Origin of the sequence: Acinetobacter sp. ACNIH1 (assembly GCF_002934695.1) — a bacterium.
Classification (GTDB): Bacteria; Pseudomonadota; Gammaproteobacteria; order Pseudomonadales; family Moraxellaceae; genus Acinetobacter; species Acinetobacter variabilis.
This window is the reverse complement of the sequence record NZ_CP026420.1, coordinates 1,238,159-1,255,274: the sequence shown is the minus strand read 5'-3', so window position 1 is coordinate 1,255,274 and position 17,116 is coordinate 1,238,159. Positions and strand designations below refer to the sequence as shown.

The window sequence follows — 17,116 nt, the reverse complement described above, 5'->3', positions numbered from 1 at the left end:
CCTAATATAAAAGCTTATTTTCAATAAAAAACACATCATAATACCCCCTTGCCTTTTAACCACAAAAATATTGAAGTTATTATTTAGAAGCAATTAATAGAAAAATAAACAAATCTTTTTTAAACAAGCTACTAATAAAAATATCTCCATCGAAAATAAAGTATAAAAATTCAAAAACCATTTAATAAAGTATCAATAGAGTTAAAATACATATAGCTTACTTTTAATTTTAAAGAGGAATACAAGAAATAATTTCTTGTATTCCTGTTATAAGATTGGGAGAACCAAGTTGATAATTTCACCCATTTCTTTGGATCTATTAATTTAAGTTTCGACTTTACTTATTTGAGCTTAGCCATTTGGTCGAGTCACAATCGGGAAAATTGAATCTGGACGTTTAAACATTGCAAAGAATTTTCCAATTTTCAGTGGATTACCTTTGACTTTACTGTCTTTAGAAAGCAGGACTTTTACCCCTTCTATTTGACCTGTAATCATTTTTAGATATAAGGGCTTGGTTAAGGTTAATGTAGGGCAATCCAATGCCAAATCTTTACTTTCATCATAACGCTTAAACTGCATGACTGAGTTTTCAACCCATAATGAAAAATGCTCTTTGGTATCCGACAAAACCAGATTGATACACTGGTTTTCATTTTTTAAATTTTCCACATCTAAATTTGTCGCCATAGCTTCAAGAAATCTTTCAGTTGGTGTATGAATCAATAAATCACTCGGATCAGAAGTATTTTGTAGGGGTACATTATTTTGTAGCTCTTGAGCGCCCACCAAAAAGAAATTACGCCAAGTTGAAGCCTCAGCAGCATAGCCCAATTGACGATAAGTATTCGCCAATAAGTCTTTTGCTTGTTGGTTTTGAGGGTTATTCAACACAATATGTTTTAAAATCTCGGCAGCCCATCTATAGTCAGCTTGAGCGTAGGCATCCCGCGCATTTTTCAATGCATTGTTCTCCCCACCTGCTAACTCAATATATTTTTTTGCAACAGCTTTAGGGGGTAATGGATCTAAATTGGAAGGATGGGCATCGAACCATCCCATATAATATTGGTATACTGCTTTTACATTATGTTTTAGGGTTCCATAATAGCCATGAGCATATAGTTTTTGATCAAGTGCCGCTGGAAGCTTAATTTTTTCGGCAATTTCAGCGCCATTAAAACCAGAGTTCATATATCTCACCGTCTGATCATGCGTGAACTTATAAACATCTCGCTGGGTTTTAATAAAATCTTGAATATTGTCATTGCCCCAGACAGGCCAATGATGCTGTGCAATCAATACATCGGATGCTTTGGCATGCTGCATTGCTTGGTCTAGATAGCCCACCCATTTTAAGGCATCACGGACTTTAGCACCCCGAAGGGTATAAAGATTATGCATGGTATGAGATAGAATTTCTGCGCCGTTATAAAGTTTCAATGATGGGATAGAGAACGTTAATTCTGCTGGTGCTTCTGAACCCGGCACGTTATAAAACACAAAATCCAAGCCATCAACCGTCATTTTCTGTTCTGGTTGAGTGATCAGTTGTGTAGGCTCAAGGATGCCCATTTTTCCCACAGCAACAGCCTTACCTAAACCTGTATCCACCAATCCTTCCGCATTTTTAGGTAGAAAAGTTCCATACATATAAGTCGCACGACGTATCATGGCTGAACCTGCCATCACATTTTCACTGGTCGCTTCTTCCATAAAGCCTTTTGGCGCAATAATTGGAGTTTTTCTAGCGTTAATTTCTTCGCTAGAAAGAACGCCTAATGCACCACCAAAATGATCGATATGGCTATGGGTAAAGATAATGGCTGAAATTTTTTGCTCACCTAAATGCTGTCTAGCAAATTTAAGTGCTGCTTCAGCCGTTTCTTTAGAGGTTAATGTATCCACAATAATCCAGCCAGTATCACCCTGAATGATGGTCATATTTGCCAAATCAAAACCACGAATTTGCCAAACTCGATCTGTTACTTTAAATAGCCCAACATTGTTGTTTAATTTTGCTTGTCGCCATAGAGTGGGATTAACGGTATTTGGTGCTTGATCTTGTACAAAACTAAATGCATCAAAATCCCAGATAACATTGCCTTTCTCACTTTTAATTTGACCTGTTGGCTTGGCAATAAAGCCCTTTTGAGCCTGATTAAACTCAGTCATATCCTCTAAGTTATACTTCGCCTTATATGTATTATTTGATTCAATGACCGCTTTTTCTACTACAGTATTTGCTGCAAAAACAGAAAATGGCAGAATAAGCATCAATGAAACTGTTAAAAACTTAATTTTCATCTTCTTTCCTTTTTTTAAATAGAGGTGGTCCCACATGTTTGAACAACTAAAAGCTTATTTATAAGTGATACTCTGCTCTAGTTAAGCTACCTTATTTTGTTGTGGTAGCTGGTCATAGTAAAACTCATCTGGAGTCATTTTGTCCAGACTCGAATGAGGTCGTTTCAAATTATAAAATTCAAAATATGCGTTTAATTGCTTCTTCGCATCCAAAACATTGCTGTAGGCTTTGAGATACACCTCTTCATATTTAACGCTCCGCCATAATCGTTCAACCATCACATTATCAACCCATCGACCTTTACCATCCATGCTGATTTGGATGTCATTTGATTTCAATACATGGCAGAGTAAAACTTGAAGTGCGACATAAACCACCTAATTAATTTAAAGGGTTTATGGAGTATATAAAATTGTCATACCATCATCTTAACTTTGAAGATCGTACTGCATTAATGCTTGAGTCAAGAAAAGAAGGCTTTTCAGCCAGAAAATTTGCTGAACTTATTAAAAGACATCCTAGTACGATCTATCGTGAGCTTAAAAGAAATAGCATCAATGACGTTTATCAAGCTCGATATGCTTCTGATAACACTTTTGCTAGACGTAGACGTGGTCACAGAAAACTCAAAATCGATTCAATCCTCTGGAAATTTATTGTTGAAGCGATCCGTTGTTTATGGTCTCCTCAGCAAATAGCAAAGCGTTTAAAGACATTTCCTGATTTGGATCAAACAATGAATGTAAGCCATACAACGATTTATTCAACGATACGAGCATTACCCAAGGGTGAGTTGAAAAAAGACTTATTATCCTGTCTGCGTCATGAAAATAAAAAGCGAAAAGCTAACGGTGAACCTAAAAAAGATTCTATATTACAGGATATTAAAACTATTCATGAGCGCCCAGCCGAAGTTCAAGAAAGAAAAATACCGGGTCATTGGGAAGCTGATTTAATTAAAGGTAAAGACAATAAAAGTTCGATAGCAACACTTATTGAACGAAATACACGGCTCTGTATCTTGGCAACATTACCTGATGCAAAGGCAGAATCAGTGCGCAAGGCTTTAACTGAAGCTCTGAAATATTTACCTGCAGAACTGCGTAAAACGTTGACCTATGACCGTGGACGCGAGATGTCAGAACATAAAATACTCGAAGAAGATTTAGGCATAGATGTATATTTCTGTGACCCACATTCACCTTGGCAAAAAGGCACATGCGAAAATATGAATGGTTTAATTAGGCAATATTTACCTAAAGGGATTGATTTAAATCAGGCAGATCAGCATTATTTAAATCAAGTTGCCATGTCACTGAATACTCGTCCTAGAAAGGCGTTAGATTGGCTTACACCATTAGAGAAATTTGCTCAGCTTGTTGATTATCATATGGCTTTTGAAACTGTCGCACCTCATGTTTGAATTCGCCATCATTTAAAATAAATTCCATGTCTTTCAGCGGCGCATTATAAATCGGCATTTTCAACTTCCTAAAATGGTGATACTCAATCCTGTTACTGAGTATTTTTTCATTATGGATTCGAGAAAATATTTTGAGGCTTTTTGCTCGAATCCATGCATGTCATTCAAAAATCATCATATCGAATTAATCTGGCGATGAATTCATTGACATAAATTAGCGATATAAAATTTAAAATCAAAAACTTTATACCTCTGGTATTTACTGAATCATTAAAACTTAAATCCATTGATGAATGAAAAATTTAAGCTGTTAAAATGACTCTGGCTTCACTTCGCTAAACCTTGTCTGGTCTGGGTTTAAAACGAAAATATGATTCAGCTTTATGCCCTAAAACCATAAATCAAATATATTGAAAATGGAATTTTATTTAGCAAAGTTGATCTCAAGGGTTCAATTTTCTTGACAATATTTTTAGTGCAGCTGTATATGACTTTTTTCTACAAGAAATGTTGAATAAATATACAAATTTAGATAAATATCACGACCTTAGTTTTATAGCTATACCTGCGAAAATAGCATATTCTTAGTAGGTTCCTTTTCGAAAATGATGAGTCAAGAAGATGACGACTGTAAGACAGCAGAACTTCCTTCTTCGTAAAGAGAAGATCCTGAGCATGGCGGAAAGTCTACTGCTTGATAATAATCAGGACATCACCTTGAGTGAACTTGCTGAAGAACTAGACATCGCCAAAGGAACCATCTACAAGCATTTTAAAAGCAAGAACCAGTTATATTTAGAACTCATCATTCTGAATGAAAAAAGAATTCTGGCAATTTCCGATAAATATAATAACGATATTAAAAATTATGTTTCGCAATATATGCTTTATCACATGCTCAATTCAAACCGGACTATTTTGCTGCATGTTATTGAAGAGCGTTTAACCAATAATGAAAAAAACCTGAAAGAGTTATTTCAGGAACTCTACCGTATTCGTGAAGAACGGATTATCCGCATTAAAGATATGACCCATGATTATCTGGTGTCTTTAGACAGTGCCATGTCAATCCGGGATTATTTATCTTATATCTGGACGGTCACTTACGGCGCTTCACTATTATTAAATTCGACCAGTTATCAAAAAGCGATTGGTTCACGTGAACGCCTGATTAAGCTATATATTAATCAGGCATTGATGACGCCAGATAAAATATCTGCAGTTTCATAAAAAATGCCTAATCATGATTAGGCATTTTAGAATTATTTTTTAAATGGCAAATATCAAGCCATAGTTTCAGGCGGAAAGCCATCTTCAGTTAATGCCGCGATAATCTCAGATTCGCTTGCACTCGATTCAACTTCCACCATTTTGCTGACCACATCAACATCTACTTTAGCATTTTCATCCAGCTCCTGAATGGTTGCCGTCACACTACGTGCACAACCACCACAAGTCATATTTTCAATACGGAATTTCATCTTGATCTCCCTTTGATCAGTTTAAATTTGGGTTAAGCGAATTTTAATTCAAGGCTATTGATCTGCTTTGATAGCCGTATGTGCAGTTTGCCCATGTGACACACCCTGCTCAATCTGTTTCAGAATCTGACAGTCAGATTGCTCATCTCCAGCACACTGTGCAACCGATTGCTGCAAAATTTTCATCATATTTTGCATGTCCGCAATTTTCTGTTGCAGTAACTCGATATGCTTTTGCGCCAACTGTTTGACATCACTGCTGTGTCTAGCATCGTTCAGCCACAGGCCGAGCAATTCTTTCATCTGTTCAGAAGAAAAACCCAGTTCACGCGCATGCTGAATAAAACTTAAAGTCTTGATATCATCGTCACTATAGATACGATAACCCGAATCGCTACGTTTAGGATTGGGTAATAAACCGATATCTTCATAATAACGGATCATTTTGGCCGAGATCCCGGAGCGTTTCGCGGCCTGTCCAATATTCATTACACTGCCTCCTTCAACTGGATCGGCTGATAAGTCTTTAAACGAAGCGCATTGCTGACCACAAAAACTGAGGATAATGCCATCGCGCCTGCTGCAAACATCGGTGATAACAAAATACCGAAGAATGGATACAACAGACCGGCAGCAATCGGAATCAAGGCAATATTATAGACAAAGGCCCAGAACAGGTTCTGTTTGATATTGCGCATGGTCGCCTGACTCAGGCCAATACCGGTTGCCACATGCTGTAAATTTCCAGACATCAGCACCACGTCTGCTGCTTCGATTGCGACATCCGTACCAGTTCCTATTGCCATTCCAACATCGGCCTGAGCCAAAGCAGGTGCATCATTAATCCCGTCACCGACAAAAGTGACGATGCCATGTTGCTGTTGGAGTTGGCGTACCGCATCGACTTTTTCATTAGGCAGAACTTCAGCAATGACATGATCAATCTTCAACTGTCTGGCAATGGCCTGTGCAGTATGCTGGTTATCACCGGTAATCATGGCAATCTTTAAGCCTTGATCATGTAAGGCCTGAATCGCACTATAGGTTGTGGCTTTAATCGGATCAGCCACAGCAATAATGGCAGCCAATTTTTGATCTATAGCGACATATAAAGGAGTACGTCCCTGTTCACCTAACTGTTGTGCTTTCTCTTTAAAAATATCGACACTTAAGCCCAATTGCTGCATCAGGCGTTCTGCGCCAATATGAATTTGCTGACCTGAAACTTGAGCTTTCACGCCTGCACCAGTGATTGAATCAAAATCACTGACTTCAGGTAGTTGCAACTGTTGTGCTTTCGCAGCTTCCACAATCGCATGAGCAATGGGATGTTCAGATTTGGCTTCCACTGCTGCGACCATTTGCAATACTATTTGCTGCTCAAAACCAGATGTCACTGCAAAATCGGTTAGGGCTGGTTTCCCTTCAGTTAAGGTTCCGGTTTTATCCACCGCCACAACTCTGGTTTGCTGCAAGAGTTGCAATGCTTCGCCTTTACGGAACAAGACACCCAGCTCTGCTGCCCGGCCGGTGCCGACCATAATAGATGTTGGCGTAGCCAGGCCCATTGCACAAGGACAGGCAATAATCAGTACTGCAACAGCATTGACCAGTGCATAAGTCAGATTCGGTTCAGGACCCAACAGGAACCAGACAATAAAAGTCAAAGTCGCGAGCAGCATCACAGCCGGTACAAACCATAAGGTCACTTTATCGACTGCCGCCTGAATGGGAAGCTTTGCGCCTTGTGCCTGTTCCACCATATGAATAATCTGAGCTAGAACTGAATCTTGTCCGACTGCTGTCGCCTTGATCTGCAAGGTGCCATTCTGATTTACCGTTCCGCCAATCACCCGATCTCCAGCCTGTTTAGCCACCGCTAAAGGTTCACCGCTGATCATGGCTTCATCGATATAACTTTGACCAGAAACGACTTCACCATCAACTGCGACTTTCTCACCCGGACGAATCTCGATCAGCATGCCCTGCTGTACATCAGCAATCGCCAGATCAACCCAAGTTTCATTTTGCTGTACTCGTGCGGTTTTCGGTTGTAGGCCAATTAAATACTGAATCGCTTCGGAAGTTTTACCTTTGGCTCGTGCTTCCAGATAACGTCCTAGTAAGATCAAGGCAACAATCACAGCCGCCGCTTCGAAATACACATGTACAGTACTTTGCGGCAATAATTGCGGAAAGAACGTGGAAATACAGGAAAATCCATAAGCGGCTATTGTTCCCACGGCAACCAGAGAATTCATATCGGGTGCCAGTCGCAACAATGCCGGAATCCCATGCTGATAAAACCGCCGTCCTGGAATCAGTAAGACCAGAGTAGTCAGCACAAACTGGATATACCAGCTGTTTTGGGTACCTAGCGTATGTGCAATCCAGTGATGAAAAGCAGGAATCAGATGTGAACCCATTTCCAGAATAAACACTGGAACAGCTAAAATTAACGCGAGCCATAAGTCACGCTTTAGCTGTTCAGTTTCAGCGGTTTTCTTTTCCTGAAATGCCGTCTGGGTATCGGTAGCCTGTGCATCTAATTTTGCATGAGCGTTATATCCAGCTTTTTCGACGGCAGCAATTAAAGCTGGAAGCTGACTACGCGGTGCTTTGACCCAAGCTGTTTCAGTGGCGAGATTGACTTGTGCTTCACTTACCTGATCGACTTTTTCCAAGGCCTTTTCTACACGTGCCACGCAGGAGGCACAGGTCATTCCTTCAATAGCCAGTTCAATTCGGTCGGTTTGAATATCAAAGCCCGCTTTTTGTACAGCCTTGATCAATTGAGAAACAGCGAGAGGACGAATTGCAGTGACATGAGCTTTTTCGGTTGCCAGATTAACCTGCGCATCTAGTACCTGATCGACTTTTTTCAAGGCTTTTTCAACACGAGCTACACAAGAGGCACAGGTCATACCTTCAATATTTAAATCAAACTGCTGGATCACAGCTTCAAAACCGGTTTTATTAATAGCATTAACAAGTTGCGTTGCAGGAATAGGTTGTTCACTTTTTAAAAAAGCCTGTTCAGTGGAGAGATTAACGTTCGCTTCCACCACACCTTCAATTTTCTTTAAGGCTTTTTCCACACGTGCGACACAAGAGGCACAAGTCATTCCTGAAATCTGTACCTGCTGTTCGTATAACTGTGTGGTTGCTGGTGTATTCATTCTGCGCTCTCCATTTACCCATTCACTGCCTATGCTATAGCTTAAACATTACCATAATGGGAAGGTCAAGCTTCTGCTTTAAATTCTTGATCTTTCATTATATGAAGGCATAAAGTCCAATAAAAAAACCCGAAGATGACTTCAGGCTTTTTGAGATTTAAAGAAATTGCTTGGTTAATAGTTTACTCAGCCGAAATATCTTCAAAAAGAATTGAAGATAAATAGCGTTCACCACCATCTGGCAGAATCACTACGATATTTTTGCCTGCATTTTCAGGACGTGCAGCCAATTGCGCAGCTGCAGCCATTGCAGCACCACTTGAAATACCGACCAAGATACCTTCTTGAGTTGCAGTTTTACGTGCCCATTCCACTGCATCGCTACTGGTAATGGCAATCACTTCATCGACCAGATCCAGATCTAGGTTCTTTGGAATAAAGTTCGCGCCAATACCCTGAATTTTGTGTGGTCCTGGAGTGAGTGTCTCACCACGTTTTGCCTGACCAATAATGGCAGATTCAGCGGGTTCTACAGCAACTGAATAAATCGGCTTGTTTTTCACTTTTTCAAAATAGCGTGAAATACCGGTAATCGTACCGCCTGTGCCTACACCCGCTACCAGAATATCGACATTACCTGCAGTCGCTTCCCAGATTTCAGGACCGGTCGTCTCTTCATGGATTTTTGGGTTAGCTGGATTTTCAAACTGTTGTGGCAGGTAATACAGTTCAGGATTTTCATTCACCAGACGTTGTGCTTCTTCCACCGCGCCTTTCATGCCTTTGGCTGGATATGTCAGTACTAAATTAGCACCTAATGCTTTCACCACTTTACGGCGTTCAATACTCATGCTGGATGGCATGGTTAAGGTAATATCATAGCCTTTAGCCGCTGCTACAAATGCCAGCGCAATACCGGTATTACCACTGGTTGGCTCAACAATGTGCATGCCCGGCTTCAATTTACCTGACTTTTCTGCATCAGCAATCAAGGCTGCGCCAATACGGCATTTCACCGAAAATGCCGGGTTACGGCTTTCAATTTTCGCAAGTACAGTCGCTCCGCCTGAAATGACACGATTGATACGAACCAGAGGGGTATTACCAATTGCCTCTGCATTATTGCTATAAACCGCGATACCTAAATTGGCAGGTGTTGGAAAAGCTGAATCTGTAGTCATTAGAATATCCTTGATGTTATTCGCCAAGATGTATTTACATGATACAAGCATTTTCCGGCTTTGTAGATGCCTGAAACAAGATGGAATCACGATAGCAGTTTGAAATGAAACATCTTCTTCCTAAAAAACCGGAACACGATAAAATTATCTTATATTTTAATTAGTAAATTATAACTATTCTTGATAACACAATTCATTAAAAACCATAGTAATTCATGCTTTCTATCCATCAATTCACGCTGTTCGAGTCGTATAATTCGCAGGCTGTAATTGTATAAATGGACATAGTAAATGAAAACCGATCTTGAAATTGCCGCGATGCGGGATTCAGCTCAACAGGTTGTCGGTATTTTAAAGTTAATGGCCAATACGGACCGACTGCTCATTTTATGTCATCTCTCCCAAAATGAACTGAATGTCTCTCAAATTGAAGAGATTACCGACATCAGACAGCCAACCCTGTCTCAGCAGCTCATGATTTTGCGTAAAAGCGATGCGGTAAATACCCGTCGAGACGGTAAACAGATCTATTATTCGATCAAAGACCAGAACCTGGTAGAAATGTTAAAAAAGCTTTATCAAATCTACTGTGTAAATCAAGCAGTCGCTTAAAGCTGCAATTTACCTTATTCGTCCTGTTTTATTTTAAAGCGATCTGCCTGATTTAAATTTTCTTTACTGAGAGTTTTAAGTCTTTTACCTTGATCCTTTGTCCCCTCATTCATTTTTTAAAATGTGAATGATCACCTATTTATATCCTAAGACTTCTTAGCAGAATTTGTGCATAATATATCTATATTTGTGATTTAGACCTGTATATGCCAAATTTTAAGTCTAGACTGCTCAATAGACTCCCTGCCTGGTCATGGTTAAGTCAGTACAGCCCAGTGAAATTAAAATCAGATGTACTGGCTGCCCTGATTGTCGTCGCGATGCTGGTACCCCAAGGGATGGCCTATGCCATGCTGGCAGGTTTGCCACCGATTATGGGACTCTATGCCAGTATTCTACCAATGATCATTTATGCCTTATTGGGCGGCAGTACGACCTTATCGATTGGACCAGTAGCCATCATTTCCATGATGACCTTTGCCACACTGAATCCATTATTTGAAGTGGGTTCTCCGGTCTATATTGAAGCGGCAACTTTATTGGCATTGATGGTCGGCATTATTTCCCTGCTTTTAGGTGTATTCCGTTTCGGCTTTTTAATTCAGCTGATCAGCCATCCGGTCATTCAGAGTTTTATTATTGCTTCGGCTCTATTGATTGCTTTTGGTCAGTTCAAGTTTCTGGTGGATTTACCTTTAAAAGCCAATAATATTCCCGAGCTGGTGAAAAGCCTGATTGAATATTTACCACTTTTGCATCTCCCGAGTCTGATCTTTGGCCTGCTTTCTATCGGTTTACTGGTTTATCTGCCGAAACTATTAAAATCTCAAGCAGTACAAAGCCGGATCGGTTCGACTGATTTTCTGGTTCGAGCAGTTCCACTGATTCTGGTTTTTCTCGGTATTGCAGCCGTTCTGTTTTTAGACTTAAAAGTTCAAGGCATTAAAACGGTCGGTGAAATTCCTTCAGGCTTTCCGCCTTTGTCTTTCCCACACTGGAACTGGGAGTTGGTGATGACCTTATTACCGGGTGCCAGCATGATTGCCATGATCAGTTTTGTGGAATCTCTCTCTATTGCTCAGGCAACGGCGCTACAGCAGCGTAGCAATTTGAACAGTAATCAGGAATTGATTGCGCTCGGTGTAGCCAATATCAGTGCCGGAATCAGTTCCGCCTTTCCTGTAACCGGTAGTCTGTCACGTACTGTGGTTAATGCTGACGCTGGCGCCAAAACACCTTTGGCTGGCGTATTGTCTTCTTTATTGATTGTCGTGGTTAGTCTGTTTTTTACCAGCTTCTTTGAGGATCTGCCGCTGACCATTCTGGCTGCAACCATTATTGTGTCTATCTGGAAACTGGTCAATTTCCAGCCTTTCGTCGATGCCTGGCGTTATTCCAAAGCTGATGGCATTGCCATGTGGATTACTTTTTTTGGTGTGATATTACTGGATATTACTACCGGTCTAATCGTCGGGATTATTTCGACCTTTATTCTTATGCTATGGCGCATCAGCCGCCCTCATATTGCAGTCGTAGGTCTGGTCGAAGGCACCCAGCATTTTCGGAATATCCAGCGTCATCAGGTGATGACCTCTGATCGGGTTCTGTCACTGCGTATTGATGAAAATCTAAGTTTTTTAAATGCGCATACCTTAAAAGGTTATCTGATTAATCAGTTAAGTTTAAATGACAAGTTAGAGCATGTGATTTTGAACTGCTCCAGTATTAGTGCGATTGACTTGAGTGCCTTGGAAACACTGGAAGAGCTCAATGCTGAATTGTCAAAACTGAATATTCGCCTGCATTTTGCAGAAGTGAAAGGCCCGGTATTCGACCGCTTGCAAGCCTCCAAACTATTGACACATTTGAGTGGACGGATTTATCTAACCCATTTTCAGGCAATTCAGGATCTGGCTCCGGAAATCTTCGAGAAGCCTCAGCATTATATGATTTAAGATTTTTTAATTCCTTGCATGATAGACATGCTGTCATGCAAAGAATGGCAGAGTAAAACTTGAAGTGCGACATAAACCACCTAATTAATTTAAAGGGTTTATGGAGTATATAAAATTGTCATACCATCATCTTAACTTTGAAGATCGTACTGCATTAATGCTTGAGTCAAGAAAAGAAGGCTTTTCAGCCAGAAAATTTGCTGAACTCATTAAAAGACATCCTAGTACGATCTATCGTGAGCTTAAAAGAAATAGCATCAATGACGTTTATCAAGCTCGATATGCTTCTGATAACACCTTCGCTAGACGTAGACGCGGTCACAGAAAACTCAAAATCGACTCAATTCTCTGGAGATTTATTGTTGAAGCGATCCGTTGTTTATGGTCTCCTCAGCAAATAGCAAAGCGTTTAAAGACATTTCCTGATTTGGATCAAACAATGAATGTAAGCCATACAACGATTTATTCAACTATACGAGCATTACCAAAGGGTGAGTTGAAAAAAGACTTATTATCCTGTCTGCGTCATGAAAATAAAAAGCGAAAAGCTAACGGTGAACCTAAAAAAGATTCTATATTACAGGATATTAAAACTATTCATGAGCGCCCAGCCGAAGTTCAAGAAAGAAAAATACCGGGTCATTGGGAAGCCGATTTAATTAAAGGTAAAGACAATAAAAGTTCGATAGCAACACTTATTGAACGAAATACACGGCTCTGTATCTTGACAACATTACCTGATGCAAAGGCAGAATCAGTGCGCAAGGCTTTAACTGAAGCTCTGAAATATTTACCTGCAGAACTACGTAAAACGTTGACCTATGACCGTGGACGTGAGATGTCAGAACATAAAATCCTCGAAGAAGATTTAGGCATAGATGTATATTTCTGTGACTCACATTCGCCATGGCAGAAAGGTACATGCGAAAATATGAATGGTTTAATTAGGCAATATTTACCTAAAGGGATTGATTTAAATCAGGCAGATCAGCATTATTTAAATCAAGTCGCCATGTCACTGAATACTCGTCCTAGAAAAGCGTTAGATTGGCTTACACCATTAGAGAAATTTGCTCAGCTTGTTGATTATCATAAGGCTTTTGAAACTGTCGCACCTCATGTTTGAATTCGCCTCTATATTCATCTAAAAAATAAAGTTTAAAAACCGATCATTGAATCTGGCTATTTCTAAGAATTTTGTATGGAAATAATACGATCAAGATAAAAAATCATCTTAATTATTTATTAATTTTCAGATATTTAAATATTATCTAAAAATATATTTTAAGCGATCCTTAATTTAAGTATAAAATAACGCAAATTTTTTTCGCATTTAGCCCTCGTAATTTTCACAAGGCAACCTTATGTTTTCTGCCCTTTCGCGTCTGAGTTTAGTCTCCCGAATCATCATCGCCATTATTCTAGGTGTTGGTGTGGCTCTGTTATTTCCTGAAGCTGCACCTTTCTTAAGCCTATTGGGCGATCTGTTTATTAAGGCACTAAAATCAGTCGCGCCAGTTCTGGTTTTCATTCTGGTTCTTGCATCAATCGCAAATTTCCAGGTTGGCCAGACCAATTCAACGATAAGACCTATTATGCTGATGTATGCTGTCGGCATGTTCCTGGCAGCATTAAGCGCTGTGATCGCCAGTATTTTATTTCCAAGCACATTGTTCCTGGATATTGCAGCGCAAGGTGATTTACAGCCGCCAGGCAGCCTAGGTGAAATTCTCAAAAATCTGGTGCTGAGCTTTGTGGCGAACCCGGTGGTTGCCATTGCTGAAGCGAATTTTATTGGAATTCTGGCATGGTCAATTGCGTTAGGGATTGCCTTCCGTCATGCATCGCACACAACTAAAACCTGTTTAAATGACGCTGCCAATGCCATCAATTATGTAATTCGTCTGGTAATCAGCTTTGCACCAGTGGGTATTTTTGGTCTGGTTGCCGTGACTTTTGCCGAAGCCGGTCTGGATACTCTGACTAGTTACGCGCATTTATTAGCTGTTTTATTGGGCACGATGGTATTTGTAGCCTTGGTGATTAACCCATTAATGGTCGGTTTCATTACCCGTCGTAATCCGTATCCACTGGTGTTTACCTGTTTACGTGAAAGTGGCATTACCGCGTTCTTTACCCGCAGTTCTGCTGCCAATATTCCGGTAAACCTGGACTTGGCAAAACGCTTAGGTGTGAAAGAGACTACTTCAAGCGTAGCGATTCCTTTAGGTGCAACAATTAACATGGCTGGTGCATCAGTGACGATTACAGTGTTGTCTTTAGCTGCAGTGAATACTTTAGGTGTTAATGTTGACTTCACCACTATGCTAATTCTTTCTATCGTAGCGACTGTGTCTGCATGTGGCGCTTCAGGTGTGGCTGGTGGTTCACTATTGCTGATTCCGGTAGCTTGTGGCCTGTTCGGGATTTCTTCAGATATCGCAATGCAAGTGGTAGCAATTGGTATGGTGATCAGTGTATTGCAGGACTCTACCGAGACTGCACTCAACTCATCTACCGATGTTTTATTTACAACAGCAGTAGACCGCGCTACAGATTGATTTTATATTGAAGAATCAAGATGTTTTGCTAATGATATTGCCATGCCATTACAGCGTTTACCATCGTGGGTTCAATTGGGTGCATTCTTCCTTGCGGTAAATGCCGGAATGATTAATGTATTAGGACTGGTGACCGTGTTGCATCAGTCCGTTTCACATATGACCGGTAACGTCAGTATGCTGGCGATGGCGCTGCTGGACTGGCAACCACGCCAGATTTTGTATCTGATTCTGGTTACGCTCTGTTATGTGATTGGCTCGATGTATAGCGGGCTGATTTTAGGAAATAGTCACTTTCGCTTGGGACGCCTGTATGGTTATCCTTTAAGCCTAGTGGCTTTTTTTATATTCATTTGCTGGCTATTATTGCCCTATTTCCCGCGTTATGCCTTGTTATGGGCCTGTGTCGCGATGGGCGTACAAAATGCCATGGTCAGCCACTATAAAGGTGCCATTATCCGGACCACGCATCTGTCAGGTGTACTGACCGATTTAGGTCTGGCTATGGGCTATCGCCTGCGTGGTCTGGTAGTAGAATCCCGTAAAGTGATCCTGCATATGCTGATTCTGGCTGGCTTTTTGGTGGGCGGCATACTTGCCAGCTGGATTTATCCTTATTTAAAATTAAATGCATTCCTGGTCCCTACAGTGTTAAGCCTGCTGCTTAGCCTGACCTATTGGGTGATCTATTTACGTTATCGACATCAACACGACTAATTTCTGGAAACTCTCATGGTTAAAAATGCATTACAGGCACAATTGTTAAAGGCAGGCCTGGTCGATAATAAAAAAGCCAAAAAACTGTCTAAACAGGCTGTACATGAAAAACGCACAGGTGACAGTAAAGAAGCCGAAATCAAGGCCAAGATTGAGCAGGACAAACAGGAAAAGCTGGCTAAAGACCAAGCCATTGAACAGGCGAAAAAAGCCCAGTTGCAGGAAAAAGAACTCAAAGCTGCCATCATGCAGATGATTAATCAGCATAAAATCCGCGATACGGATGGCGAAATTAGTTATCAGTTTATTGATGACAGCAAGATCAAGAAAGTTTATATCAACCAGCAGATTTATAATGCACTGGTCGCTGGCAGTCTGGTGATTGCACGTGAAAATGAGAGTTATGCCTTCCTGCCTAAAGCTCTGGCGGATCGCATCAATTCGAAAATGGAAGGCTTTATCATTGTGAATAATTCAGAGAAAAATGAAGAAACCACTGATGAAGAAGACCCATATGCAGCTTATGTGATTCCTGATGATTTAATGTGGTAAACACATTTTCCTTAAAAGGAAAGCATAAATAAAAAACCGGCATATTTGCCGGTTTTTTTAATCTGTTTCATTAAGTCTATGTCAGCTTGCCTTTTGCATATTCTTGTTTTAATAGATAGCAAATTTCACTCAATTTAAATCTTATTTGGAAACTTCAGATTTCATATAACGAGCCTTAAATGAAAGCGCTAATAACTAAAATTTAGTCTGTAAATATTCAATAGATCTCTTTCATAAATCAAAAAACGATCTTCTTTTTGGTTAATATTTGCACTCCGGATTTCTTGGCATTCGTGCATAATCTGCGGATGAAATACATCGATTCAAACAAGCTTTCTGATCCTCAGTTCAAGCGATACACAGGCATCTCATGGTCAACTTTCTATTTGATGGTTGAGCAATTGCAGAAGCATGTCTCTGCCAAAGGCAGACCGCCCAAGTTAAGCCTGGAGGATCAGGTTCTGCTCTGTCTGAGCTATTGGCGGGAATACCGAACCTTATTTCACGTTGCGACGAGTTACGGGGTTTCAGAGCCCACAGCCTCAAGAATTGTCCGTCATGTTGAAGACTGCCTGATTCGGTCCAATCTGTTTAATTTACCCAAAGATTTACCCGAGGGCGAAGGCATCGATTGGAATGTTGTGATCGTGGATGCCACAGAAATTCCAATCCAAAGGCCTAAAAAAACAGAAGAAAAGCTATAGCGGCAAGAAAAAGACCCACACTTTCAAAGTACAGGCCATCATTCATTATCAAACTCAAAAAATCCTGAGTTTATGTACGAGTCGTGGTGCCGTACATGATTTCGAACTCTTCAAACGTAACTTGAATCAGATTCCTGCAGGTGCATTTATCCTTGCGGATAAGGGTTATCAGGGAATTTATACAGTGTATCCAAATAGCTTGTTGCCATTAAAAGCAAAGAAGCGCTGTAAACTGGATTCCGAACTAAAAATCTATAATCAGGAAATCAATAAAAGAAGAATTGGAATTGAGCATGTATTTGGCAGTTTGAAAACCTTCAAAATCCTTGCTGAGCGTTATCGAAATAGAGGTAAAAGGCTTGGTTTGAGATTCAATTTAATCGCTGGAATCTACAACTTGGAACTGAGCAAAAAATGATTTATGAAAGAGGTCTAGTGATTAA

The 17,116-nt window shown here is 40.3% G+C and carries 15 protein-coding genes and 1 pseudogene; 10 read left to right on the top strand and 6 right to left on the bottom strand.

What is annotated here, in order from left to right; translation table 11 throughout:
- Positions 1-351: 351 nt before the first annotated feature.
- Positions 352-2,307, bottom strand: a complete 1,956-nt coding sequence (locus tag C3F22_RS06220) for an alkyl/aryl-sulfatase (RefSeq protein ID WP_104426097.1) — start codon at positions 2,305-2,307, stop codon at positions 352-354.
- An 81-nt stretch (positions 2,308-2,388) separates the two neighbouring features.
- Positions 2,389-2,649: pseudogene (locus C3F22_RS06215) on the bottom strand (integrase core domain-containing protein); the annotation flags it as partial.
- Positions 2,650-2,762: 113 nt separating this feature from the next.
- Here C3F22_RS06215 and C3F22_RS06210 point away from each other — a divergent pair.
- Positions 2,763-3,731 (top strand): IS30 family transposase, encoded by a 969-nt coding sequence (locus C3F22_RS06210; RefSeq protein WP_005804963.1) that lies wholly within the window; start codon positions 2,763-2,765, stop codon positions 3,729-3,731.
- 621 nt (positions 3,732-4,352) lie between these two features.
- A complete protein-coding gene (locus tag C3F22_RS06205) occupies positions 4,353-4,961 on the top strand; it encodes a TetR/AcrR family transcriptional regulator (RefSeq protein ID WP_005235816.1) in 609 nt (202 codons plus the stop codon).
- A gap of 53 nt (positions 4,962-5,014) precedes the next feature.
- Here C3F22_RS06205 and C3F22_RS06200 read toward each other — a convergent pair whose 3' ends face one another.
- The 4 genes from C3F22_RS06200 to cysK form a co-directional block, all read right to left on the bottom strand.
- A complete protein-coding gene (locus C3F22_RS06200) occupies positions 5,015-5,212 on the bottom strand; it encodes a heavy-metal-associated domain-containing protein (RefSeq protein ID WP_034704558.1) in 198 nt (65 codons plus the stop codon).
- A 54-nt stretch (positions 5,213-5,266) separates the two neighbouring features.
- The gene (cueR, locus tag C3F22_RS06195) at positions 5,267-5,701 is read right to left on the bottom strand and encodes a Cu(I)-responsive transcriptional regulator (protein WP_104426096.1); all 435 of its coding nucleotides are present in this window, start codon (positions 5,699-5,701) and stop codon (positions 5,267-5,269) included.
- Positions 5,701-8,391, bottom strand: a complete 2,691-nt coding sequence (locus C3F22_RS06190; protein WP_104426095.1) for a heavy metal translocating P-type ATPase — start codon at positions 8,389-8,391, stop codon at positions 5,701-5,703. Before C3F22_RS06190 ends, cueR begins: the two co-directional genes overlap by 1 nt.
- Before the next feature lie 182 nt (positions 8,392-8,573).
- The gene (gene cysK, locus C3F22_RS06185; protein ID WP_104426094.1) at positions 8,574-9,572 is read right to left on the bottom strand and encodes a cysteine synthase A; all 999 of its coding nucleotides are present in this window, start codon (positions 9,570-9,572) and stop codon (positions 8,574-8,576) included.
- 291 nt (positions 9,573-9,863) lie between these two features.
- On the opposite strand from cysK, the gene C3F22_RS06180 reads away from it, so the two are divergent.
- The 8 genes from C3F22_RS06180 (at position 9,864) to C3F22_RS06145 (ending at position 17,091) form a co-directional block, all read left to right on the top strand.
- Entirely contained in the window at positions 9,864-10,184 is a 321-nt protein-coding gene (locus C3F22_RS06180) for an ArsR/SmtB family transcription factor (RefSeq protein ID WP_104426093.1), read from the top strand.
- Between the two features lie 206 nt (positions 10,185-10,390).
- Positions 10,391-12,139 carry a SulP family inorganic anion transporter gene (locus C3F22_RS06175; RefSeq protein ID WP_104426092.1) on the top strand — a complete coding sequence of 583 codons (1,749 nt, stop codon included), beginning with the start codon at positions 10,391-10,393 and terminating at the stop codon, positions 12,137-12,139.
- A gap of 157 nt (positions 12,140-12,296) precedes the next feature.
- Positions 12,297-13,265 carry an IS30 family transposase gene (locus C3F22_RS06170; RefSeq protein ID WP_265735213.1) on the top strand — a complete coding sequence of 323 codons (969 nt, stop codon included), beginning with the start codon at positions 12,297-12,299 and terminating at the stop codon, positions 13,263-13,265.
- Positions 13,266-13,503: 238 nt separating this feature from the next.
- Positions 13,504-14,700: a serine/threonine transporter SstT gene (gene sstT / locus C3F22_RS06165; RefSeq protein WP_104426090.1), complete on the top strand. Its 1,197-nt coding sequence runs from the start codon at positions 13,504-13,506 to the stop codon at positions 14,698-14,700.
- A 42-nt stretch (positions 14,701-14,742) separates the two neighbouring features.
- Positions 14,743-15,417, top strand: coding sequence for a YoaK family protein (locus tag C3F22_RS06160; protein ID WP_104426089.1), 675 nt, complete (start codon positions 14,743-14,745; stop codon positions 15,415-15,417).
- Between the two features lie 15 nt (positions 15,418-15,432).
- Complete coding sequence (locus C3F22_RS06155; protein ID WP_104426088.1) at positions 15,433-15,969, top strand: DUF2058 domain-containing protein; 537 nt, start codon at positions 15,433-15,435, stop codon at positions 15,967-15,969.
- A gap of 308 nt (positions 15,970-16,277) precedes the next feature.
- The gene (locus C3F22_RS06150) at positions 16,278-16,673 is read left to right on the top strand and encodes a transposase family protein (protein WP_008306679.1); all 396 of its coding nucleotides are present in this window, start codon (positions 16,278-16,280) and stop codon (positions 16,671-16,673) included.
- Positions 16,621-17,091 (top strand): transposase family protein, encoded by a 471-nt coding sequence (locus tag C3F22_RS06145; protein WP_104426087.1) that lies wholly within the window; start codon positions 16,621-16,623, stop codon positions 17,089-17,091. Before C3F22_RS06150 ends, C3F22_RS06145 begins: the two co-directional genes overlap by 53 nt.
- The last annotated feature ends 25 nt before the right edge of the window (positions 17,092-17,116 follow it).

Excerpts from the sequence above, each read along its gene's own strand:
- C3F22_RS06190 (WP_104426095.1), bottom strand. The coding sequence starts at position 8,391 with ATGAATACACCAGCAACCACACAGTTATACGAACAGCAGGTACAGATT.
- C3F22_RS06205 (WP_005235816.1), top strand. The coding sequence starts at position 4,353 with ATGACGACTGTAAGACAGCAGAACTTCCTTCTTCGTAAAGAGAAGATC.
- C3F22_RS06210 (WP_005804963.1), top strand. The coding sequence starts at position 2,763 with ATGCTTGAGTCAAGAAAAGAAGGCTTTTCAGCCAGAAAATTTGCTGAA.
- cysK (WP_104426094.1), bottom strand. The coding sequence starts at position 9,572 with ATGACTACAGATTCAGCTTTTCCAACACCTGCCAATTTAGGTATCGCG.
- C3F22_RS06145 (WP_104426087.1), top strand. The coding sequence starts at position 16,621 with ATGCCACAGAAATTCCAATCCAAAGGCCTAAAAAAACAGAAGAAAAGC.
- cueR (WP_104426096.1), bottom strand. The coding sequence starts at position 5,701 with ATGAATATTGGACAGGCCGCGAAACGCTCCGGGATCTCGGCCAAAATG.
- C3F22_RS06175 (WP_104426092.1), top strand. The coding sequence starts at position 10,391 with ATGCCAAATTTTAAGTCTAGACTGCTCAATAGACTCCCTGCCTGGTCA.
- C3F22_RS06155 (WP_104426088.1), top strand. The coding sequence starts at position 15,433 with ATGGTTAAAAATGCATTACAGGCACAATTGTTAAAGGCAGGCCTGGTC.
- C3F22_RS06220 (WP_104426097.1), bottom strand. The coding sequence starts at position 2,307 with ATGAAAATTAAGTTTTTAACAGTTTCATTGATGCTTATTCTGCCATTT.
- C3F22_RS06150 (WP_008306679.1), top strand. The coding sequence starts at position 16,278 with ATGAAATACATCGATTCAAACAAGCTTTCTGATCCTCAGTTCAAGCGA.
- C3F22_RS06180 (WP_104426093.1), top strand. The coding sequence starts at position 9,864 with ATGAAAACCGATCTTGAAATTGCCGCGATGCGGGATTCAGCTCAACAG.
- C3F22_RS06160 (WP_104426089.1), top strand. The coding sequence starts at position 14,743 with ATGCCATTACAGCGTTTACCATCGTGGGTTCAATTGGGTGCATTCTTC.
- C3F22_RS06200 (WP_034704558.1), bottom strand. The coding sequence starts at position 5,212 with ATGAAATTCCGTATTGAAAATATGACTTGTGGTGGTTGTGCACGTAGT.
- sstT (WP_104426090.1), top strand. The coding sequence starts at position 13,504 with ATGTTTTCTGCCCTTTCGCGTCTGAGTTTAGTCTCCCGAATCATCATC.
- C3F22_RS06170 (WP_265735213.1), top strand. The coding sequence starts at position 12,297 with ATGCTTGAGTCAAGAAAAGAAGGCTTTTCAGCCAGAAAATTTGCTGAA.